This is a genomic window from Rhodopila sp., assembly GCF_965277825.1.
GTDB lineage: Bacteria > Pseudomonadota > Alphaproteobacteria > Acetobacterales > Acetobacteraceae > Rhodopila.
On record NZ_CBDIDU010000004.1, the window covers coordinates 1 to 7,577 of the forward strand.

General features: G+C 65.4%; 7 protein-coding genes and 2 pseudogenes. All 9 read left to right on the top strand.

Annotation, left to right across the window (positions count from 1 at the left end; all coding sequences use genetic code 11):
- Nucleotides 1–268 (top strand): hypothetical protein (locus ACQY4T_RS00465; RefSeq protein WP_428530779.1); only part of this gene is annotated, 268 nt, incomplete at its 5' end.
- Between the two features lie 223 nt (nt 269–491).
- Nucleotides 492–626, top strand: a complete 135-nt coding sequence (gene rpmH / locus ACQY4T_RS00470) for a 50S ribosomal protein L34 (RefSeq protein WP_160937070.1) — start codon at nt 492–494, stop codon at nt 624–626.
- A 26-nt stretch (nt 627–652) separates the two neighbouring features.
- On the top strand, nt 653–1,015 hold the full coding sequence (gene rnpA, locus ACQY4T_RS00475) for a ribonuclease P protein component (RefSeq protein WP_428530783.1): 363 nt from the start codon (nt 653–655) through the stop codon (nt 1,013–1,015).
- A pseudogene (gene yidD, locus ACQY4T_RS00480) lies at nt 1,012–1,257 on the top strand (membrane protein insertion efficiency factor YidD); the annotation flags it as partial. The gene rnpA and the pseudogene yidD, both read left to right, overlap by 4 nt.
- A gap of 206 nt (nt 1,258–1,463) precedes the next feature.
- A complete protein-coding gene (gene yidC / locus ACQY4T_RS00485) occupies nt 1,464–3,203 on the top strand; it encodes a membrane protein insertase YidC (protein WP_428530786.1) in 1,740 nt (579 codons plus the stop codon).
- Nucleotides 3,149–3,865 carry a ribosome biogenesis GTP-binding protein YihA/YsxC gene (gene yihA, locus ACQY4T_RS00490; protein WP_428530789.1) on the top strand — a complete coding sequence of 239 codons (717 nt, stop codon included), beginning with the start codon at nt 3,149–3,151 and terminating at the stop codon, nt 3,863–3,865. Before yidC ends, yihA begins: the two co-directional genes overlap by 55 nt.
- 70 nt (nt 3,866–3,935) lie before the next feature.
- Nucleotides 3,936–6,041 carry a hypothetical protein gene (locus ACQY4T_RS00495; RefSeq protein WP_428530792.1) on the top strand — a complete coding sequence of 702 codons (2,106 nt, stop codon included), beginning with the start codon at nt 3,936–3,938 and terminating at the stop codon, nt 6,039–6,041.
- Between the two features lie 155 nt (nt 6,042–6,196).
- Nucleotides 6,197–6,950 (top strand): annotated as a pseudogene (locus tag ACQY4T_RS00500) (4-hydroxyphenylacetate 3-hydroxylase N-terminal domain-containing protein); the annotation flags it as partial.
- A 3-nt stretch (nt 6,951–6,953) separates the two neighbouring features.
- Nucleotides 6,954–7,577 (top strand): 4-hydroxyphenylacetate 3-hydroxylase C-terminal domain-containing protein (locus ACQY4T_RS00505; protein WP_428530795.1); only part of this gene is annotated, 624 nt, incomplete at its 3' end.

Below are 7,577 nucleotides of genomic sequence, written 5' to 3' on the forward strand. Positions count from 1 at the left end.
TTGTGCCCTGGTCGAGCAGACCCCGCCTGAACACCGGCATTTCCGCACCCACGAGTTTCATTACACCGATCTGCATCCGGGCGAGGCGGCGTTGATCGATGAGCAACTGATCAGGGATACCTGCCTGGTGGGAACGCCCGATGAACTGATCGAGCAGATCCGCGCGCTGGAGCGCGACGGTCTGCAGGAGATGGTGTTTGCCGTCGGAAACGAAACCAAATGGCGGCTGGCGGAGGCATTCGCGCGGATGGTGATGGCTCGGTTATAGCGCCTACGTTACAGTTGCATCATATCAGGTCGTGTTCACCGTGGTGCCGTGAGGTCGATTTGGCGAGCCTCCACGCGCGACAATTGACGGGTGGCTGGCGCATCCGTATAAGCCGCCGCTCCCGCGGGTCGCCTGAGCAGGCGCACCCGTCGGCGGGCATGCAAGGGCTACACTGGCGGGAGCTTTCCCAGCCGGTTCGGCCAAAGGTTCTCGGAGAGCAGTCGTGAAGCGCACCTATCAACCGTCGAAGCTGGTCCGCAAGCGTCGGCATGGATTTCGCGCCCGGATGGAGACGGTGGGCGGTCGTAAGGTGCTGGCGAATCGCCGCGCCAAGGGCCGCAAGAAACTGTCCGCCTGACGCGCGCGAAGCGCTGGTGTGCTGCCATGCCAGCCCAGCATCCGCCACCGGCTGACGCAAAGCCCGGCCGGCTGAAGCGGCGCCCCGAGTTCTTGCGGGTGGCGGCGTCGGGCAACAAGGCCGCGGTCGGCGGAGTGGTGTTGCAAGTGCGAACCCGGCAGGATACCGACCCGGCTCGGCTGGGCTTCACCGTCAGCAAAAAGGTCGGCAACGCAGTGGTCCGCAATCGCACCCGGCGGCGCCTGAAGGAGGCGGTCCGCCTGTTGCTCGCCGTCCGCCCGGTCGCGGGGGCCGACCTGGTGCTGATCGGGCGTGCCAGCACACGCCAACGTCGTTTCTCCTCCCTGCAGGCCGATATCAGGCGCGCCTTGGATCGGACCGGAGTATGACACCGCCAGCCCAGGTCGACGCGCTGCGGGCGGGTGCGGCCGCCGTCGCGATCGGGGTGGTTCGGACGTATCAATGGACGCTGCGTCCGGTGATCGGGTCGCACTGCCGGTTCTGGCCAAGTTGCAGCGAATATGCCGTGGAGGCATTGCGCATGCACGGCGCGGCGCGCGGGACAGCACTGGCGGCACGGCGTATCCTGCGCTGCAACCCGTGGCATGAAGGGGGCATCGATCTGGTGCCCAGGGTTGACCCGACCATGGGCGATTGCCAGACGGCGGTTAGCCGGAACGGGCGTTGCTTGGACGGGCGTTGCCTGGACGGGCGTTGCCTGAACGGGCGTTGCCTAGACGGGCTTCGCCTAGACGGGCGTTGCCGAGAGCGGCTTTGCCAACAGCGACTGTGCCAAGAGGGGCTTGGCCAAGACGGGCTTTGCCGGAAGGGGCTTTAATGGACCAGAAACGGCTGTTCCTGGCGATCGCGGTATCGCTGGCGATTTTGCTGGGTTTCCAGATGCTGGTCGCGCCGCATCTGCGCAAGCCGGTGCCGCAGCAAACCGCCCAGACCACCCAGACCACGGAGCCGACGGCGACTCCGGCGCAAGGCGCGTCCGGCGCGGTGGTGCCGCCTGCCCCGGCCGCCGAACCGAGCAACGTGCCGCGGGTCAGGATCGATGCGCCGCGGGTGCAGGGTTCGCTCAATCTGCTGGGCGCCAAGCTGGACGATCTGGTGCTGAAGGACTATCGCGAGACGATCAATCCGGACTCCCCGCTGGTGCGGCTGCTGGAACCGCGGTCGCAGGACCATCCGTATTACATCCAGTACGGCTGGACGGCTGGCCCCGGCGCGGACATCAAGCTGCCCGGCAACGACACCGTCTGGGCCGCATCGGCCGGGATGCTGGCACCTGGAAGACCGGTCACCTTGTCGTGGAACAACGGGGCCGGGCTGACCTTCCAGATCGTTCTATCGATTGACGACAACTACATGTTCACGGTCGACCAGACCGTGAGGAACGCCACCGGACAGCCGGTGAAGCTGTTTCCCTGGTCGCGCATCCGCCGCGACTACAAGCCCGAGGTGGCCGGCTATTACGTTCTGTTCGAAGGCCTGCTCGGCGAGGCGGACGGAACCTTGCAAGAAACATCGTACGACAAGACGAAGTCCGAGGGCGAAAAGAACCATGGCCTCGCCTACGACTCCACCACCAATGGCGGTTGGGCTGGCATCACCGACAAATACTGGCTGACGTCGCTGGTTCCCGACCAGCTCGTGGCATCGAAAGTCAATTTCCGCTATATCGGAGACAAAGGCGACCATTATCAGGTCGATTACATCTCGACCGACCCACTGACCGCGCCGGCCAATGGCGACGTCACGACAGTGAGCCACGTGTTCGCCGGCGCCAAGGTGTTCTCGATCCTGCACGACTACGAGGTCGGCCTGCATATTCCGCGTTTCGACTATGCGGTCGATTGGGGATGGTTCTGGTTCCTGACGCGCCCGATCTTCATCGCGATCGACTGGTTGAACAGCCTGATCGGCAATTTCGGCGTGGCGATCATGGTGTTCACCGTGTTCGTCAAGGCGCTGTTCTTCCCGCTGGCGAATTACTCGTATCGGTCGATGAGCAAGATGAAACTGTTGGCGCCGAAGATGACCGCGCTGCGCGAGCGGCTGAAGGACGATCCGCAAAAGATGCAGCAGGAGATGATGGGGCTGTATCGGGCGGAGAAGGTCAATCCGGCCTCGGGCTGCCTGCCGATGGTGGTGCAAATCCCGGTGTTCTTCTCGCTGTACAAAGTGATCTTCGTCACCATCGAGATGCGCCAGGCGCCGTTCTTCGGCTGGATTCACGACCTGTCGGCGGTCGATCCGACCAACGTGTTCAACCTGTTCGGGGTGCTGCCGTTCAACCCGGCCGCCTTCATTCCGCTGCTGCATATCGGCGCCTGGCCGCTGATCATGGGCTGCACCATGTTCGCGCAGCAGAAGATGAACCCGCCGCCGCCGGATCCGGTGCAGGCCAGGCTGTTTCAGTTCATGCCGGTCATCTTCACCTTCATGATGGCGAAGTTCCCCGCCGGCCTGATCATCTACTGGAGCTGGAACAACACGCTGTCGGTGGCCCAGCAATGGCTGATCCAGCGCCGCACCCGTCTGGCCAAGCCATCGCTGGCCCGAACTTGATCGAGCAGCGGACGCAGCGGCAGGCCGACGAGGCGGCGCTGGAGGCGGCGGCGCTGGAAACCGGGCGCCTGCTGTTCGCGGCCGAGTGCCAGTTCTTTTTCGGCGCTCAGAAGCTGGATCAGTTGCCACCGCCTTCGGGCACCGAGATCGCTTTCGCCGGCCGGTCGAACGTCGGCAAATCCTCGCTGCTGAACGCCTTGACCGGACGCAATTCGCTGGCCAGGACGTCGTCGGAACCGGGCCGCACGCGGCAGCTCAATTTCTTCGACCTGGGCGGCAGGCTGACCTTGGTCGATATGCCGGGCTACGGCTACGCGCGGGCGTCGCGGGACATCAAGGCCGACTGGCAGGGCATGATGTTCGACTATCTGCGCGGCCGGCCGACGCTGCGCCGGGTGATGCTGCTGATGGATGCGCGCATCGAGTTCAAGCAAGCCGATCACGACGTGATGGACCTGCTGGACCGCGCCGCGGTGACGTTCCAACTGGTTTTGACCAAGATCGACGGCGTCAAGCCCGCCGCGCTGTTACCAAAAATCCATGCCACCGAGGCGCTGGCCCGCTCGCATGCGGCGGCCTTCCCGCGCATACTGAGCACCAGCAGCGAAACCGGGGACGGCATCGAAGCGCTAAGGGCGGAACTGGCGTCGCTGGTGGGCTAGTCCAGCGAGGGCGGCCGCCTGGCTCGACGCGGCAAGCCGTCGGTCCCGGCGCAATCGAGGGGATACAATCATGGCAAAACGCACCAACACCCCTGCTCCCGACCCTGATGAGGTCGACGAGGCGCTGGTCCATATCGCCGAAATGCTGCTGAGCGATTACTTCTTCGATCCGGACAATGAGCAGGTCTACAAGCAGAAGTTGTCGCAGGGGCGCCGCACCGGCGACGTCGCCGCGGTGCTGGAGCAGCAAACCGTCGAGCTTGCCGACGGCGCCTGCGACTTGCGAATAGACGCGCTTAAAACCTGGACCCAGTTTCGCGTGACATTGTCCCATCCGGCGTTCACCGCGACGGTGGATGGGTCCTGGAGCTTCGAGATCGAGGAACTGCGGCAGACACGGGTCAGCCGGAGCGGTGAGGCCGACATCATCGAGTCGGCGATTGACGCGCTGATCGAGGAACTCGACGACGCCGACATGGACGACGAAGAGTTCGCCGATCTGATGTCGGCGCTGGACGACGATGACGAGGAAGTGCCGCTGATCGGCGACGACCCGTCCGAACCGCCGCCGGCGACGGCGCTGGACCGCAACCGGGTTAAGGCGATCGCCAAGCGCGTTGCCCGCACCGCGAACGCCGCCGTCAATCTGGAGGATCGCGGCTGGCTCGAGCAGACGCCGCAGACCTTGCCGGTGATCACCGAGGCGCTGGTCAGCGCGGCGTCGGCCGCCAAACGCGACGACGCCCTGGTGCTGGCCTACCAGTCGATGCTGGCATTGCAGCTCGAATTCGTGCGCTACCGGCAGGACCGCGGATGGGACTGGGCCGACGAGATGCTGGAAGCGTTCGGCCAGCGGTTGATCGCGCTGGGCGATCAGGCGGCGATCCCGCAGGATGACTGGTTCATGATGTGCGGCGCGCTGACCCAGGCCCGGGTGCCGGTCTCCAAGTCGCTGCAGATGGCGCTGGCCGATGCCGGATTCAAACCCGACGAGGATCTCGGGCCGCCCGAACAGATGCTGGAGACGTTGCGCGGGTTCATGGACGAACTGTCCAAGATGGTGTCCTCGCCGTTCGAGGTGATCCATTCGCTGCAGACCGCGGGTGCGATGCTGCCGTCGATGCTGCGTCAGTTCATGGCCACCGAACTGGCGCTGTCGCCGCATGCCGTGCTGCGTGACGCGGTGCCGATCATGCTGCTGGACGACGACGCCGAGGTGCGTCACGGCGCGTCCGCCGCGCTGGAGCAGACGGCGCGGCCGGCTACCATGTCGCCGGATGCGCTGCGCCGAGCGATTGCGGTGCGCAACTGGATGCCCGCGGCCGATCGGGCGCCGCTTGACGCGATGGTCCGCAAGGCCCGGTTGGGCGGGGTCGAGACTGGTGCCTGGCCAAGCGCGATCCCCGATCTGGAGTTCTATGCCTCGACCATCGATGGATCGGGCGCACAGAGCCTGCTGGTCGCCAGCCGGGCCGGCAAGAAGGGATTTTTTGGCGGGTTGCTGATGCGCCATGGCATCGGCGTGGTGGACACCTGGGCCGACCCCGATGTGTCGCGCGGCAAGATCGCCAAGCTGATGCGCGAGGCGCAGATGTCGGCGCCGCACGCCCGGGTGGACAAGAGCTTCGTCGATACGCTGGTGCAGCACGGCATCGGCACCGCGGTCGAGCGCAACACCGTGCCGCCCGCGATGTTGTTGGACATGGCCGAGTTGTTGGGCGGTGCCGAGTGGAAGGATCGCCGACTCGACGTCAGGGCTGAGGCGGACAGGATGTTCGATCTGCTGGACCCGCACGATCGCTCGCCGGCGGGGATTGCCGAAGGCTTCGCCCGCGGCGTGACGTGGATGGCGGAGGACGACGTGTTCACCAGTTGGTATGAGGATGGACCGCCGGTGCAACAGGCGTTGGCGAAGCTGCCACGCACCGATCAGGCCGGGATGGCCGAGGCGGTGATGACCGAGATCCTGCCGGACAAGCGCACCGAATGGGCCGAGCGGTTCCTGATGATGGCGCTGTGGTTGCAGGCGACGGGTGAGGCCCGGCAGAGCGGCAGGGCGCGCGACATGGTGCTGGTGGCGCATGCCCTGGTCGAGGACCAGCCGCTGGAAGCGGTGCCGATCATGGCGGTCATCGCCGCGCAAACCGTTCGCGCGACGCTGCTGGGGGCGTGGTAGAATCGGCCGGTACGGCGCGGCGCGGGGTCACCTCGCCGGAGCGAGGGAGAGCGTTTGCGGCGGCCGCTTGACCCAGCCGCGCCGGCCCTGGAGAGTCGCCCGACCCAAACCTAGTCGGCATGACCTGCTGGGCATGATTACGCGGGAGACACGCCATGGCGGCACGCACAGGCGCGCAATATCTGGCTGGTCTACGGGCGCGCCAGACCGAGGTCTGGCTGCGCGGCGAACGTGTCACCGATGTCACGACCCATCCGGGTCTGGCCGGCGGTGCGCGCGCCATCGCATCGCTCTATGACCTTCAATCGGACCCCGCGCACCGCGATGCGATGACCTTTGACTGCCCCGACGTCGGCGACCGGTTGGGGCTGTCGTTCATCATCCCTCGCACCCGCGAAGACCTGGAGCGCCGGCGGGTGATGATGCTGAACTGGGCGCGCACGACCTGCGGCATGATGGGCCGTTCACCCGACTTCATGAACGTGACCTTCGCCTGTTGGGCCGGATCGGCGGACTATTTCGGCCGCGCCAAGCCGGAATACGCCGAAAACATGCGCCGATATCATCGTTATATCGCCGAGAACGACCTCGTGCTGACCCACGCGCTGATCAACCTGCAGCGTAGCCGCGACGTCAGCGGAATGTTCAACCTGCAGCAGGGCACCGCGCTTCAGGTGGTGAAGGATACCTCCGCCGGCGTCGTCGTTCGCGGCGCTGGCGACCCTCGGCCCGCTGGCCGAGGAGATTGCGGTCTATTCACCGCGTGTGGCGCAACATCTTGAGCAGTACAGCCCGTTCGCGTTGAACTTCGCCATCCCGTGCGACACGCCGGGGCTGCGCTTTCTGTGCCGCGACAGCTTCGACCAGGGAAAATCCGGCTTCGACCATCCGTTGGGGTCGCGTTTCGAGGAAATGGACAGCATCGTTTTCTTCGACGACGTGGTGGTGCCGTGGGAGCGGATCTTCATCAATGGCGATGTCGGGCTGCTGAACGGCACCGCCTCGACCACCCATTCCTCGGCGCATACCGCGCACCAGGGCTGTGCCAAGAATCTAGCGAAATGCGAACTGGTGCTGGGCGTGGCGCTGCTGATCACCGAAACCCTGGGCAACGGCCATCTGCCGCACGCCGAGGAGCGGATCGGCGAACTGGTGATGTATACCGAACTGATGCGCGCCTGCATGCGCGCCGCCGAGGCGGACGCCGAACTGGATGAATGGGGCATCGTGTGCCCTGCCCCGCTGCCGGCCGAGACGACGCGCAACCTGTTCATGACCGCCTATCCGAAGATGGTGGAAATCCTGCAACTTCTGGGGTCGTCCAGCCTGATGATCCTGCCCACCGAGGCGGATATGACCGGCCCGCTGGCGGGGCATATCGAGCAGTACCTGGCGACCGATCATTCCACAGCGCGGGATCGGGTGAAGCTGTTCCACCTGGCTTGGGACATCGCCTGCAGTTCGTTCGGCAACCGGCAGGTGCTGTATGAGCGGTTCTTCGCCAGCGACCCGCTGACCCGCGCGCGGGCACTGGCG

Bases quoted from the DNA above. Each gene is read 5' to 3' on its own strand.
- rnpA (WP_428530783.1), top strand. From the start codon at position 653: ATGCCAGCCCAGCATCCGCCACCGGCTGACGCAAAGCCCGGCCGGCTG.
- yidC (WP_428530786.1), top strand. From the start codon at position 1,464: ATGGACCAGAAACGGCTGTTCCTGGCGATCGCGGTATCGCTGGCGATT.
- yihA (WP_428530789.1), top strand. From the start codon at position 3,149: ATGGCTGATCCAGCGCCGCACCCGTCTGGCCAAGCCATCGCTGGCCCG.
- ACQY4T_RS00495 (WP_428530792.1), top strand. From the start codon at position 3,936: ATGGCAAAACGCACCAACACCCCTGCTCCCGACCCTGATGAGGTCGAC.